Raw genomic sequence first — 423 nt, 5'->3', positions numbered from 1 at the left:
GCCTCATGCTCACCCGGGAAGGCCCCAAGGTGCTGGAGTTCAACGCCCGCTTCGGCGACCCCGAGGCCCAGGCCGTCTTGCCCCTTCTCCAAAGCGACCTGGTGGAGCTGGCCCTGAAGGTGGCCGAGGGGAGGCTTCAGGGCACCCGGCTTTCCTGGCGGGAGGGGGCCGCCGCCTGCGTGGTCCTGGCCGCCCCCGGCTACCCGGAAAACCCCAGGAAGGGGATCCCCCTCCACCTCCCCGAGCCCCCGGAAGGGGTCTTGGTCTTCCACGCCGGGACCCGGCGGGAAGGGGGCAGGCTCGTGAGCGCCGGGGGGCGGGTCCTAAACGTGGTGGGCCTGGGGAAGGACCTGAAGGAGGCCCTGGAGCGGGCCTACGCCTTCATCCCCCGGGTGGGCTTCCCCGGGGCGGTCTACCGGCGGG

The 423-nt window shown here is 73.0% G+C and carries 1 protein-coding gene; it reads left to right on the top strand.

Annotated features, from left to right (window positions below):
- Positions 1–423 (top strand): phosphoribosylglycinamide synthetase C domain-containing protein (locus tag BVI061214_RS00735; RefSeq protein WP_082333090.1); only part of this gene is annotated, 423 nt, incomplete at both ends.

This window comes from Thermus aquaticus (assembly GCF_001280255.1).
Taxonomy (GTDB): Bacteria; Deinococcota; Deinococci; order Deinococcales; family Thermaceae; genus Thermus; species Thermus aquaticus.
The sequence above is the reverse complement of the archived record's forward strand: the minus strand, read 5'-3'. Positions and strand labels throughout refer to the sequence as shown.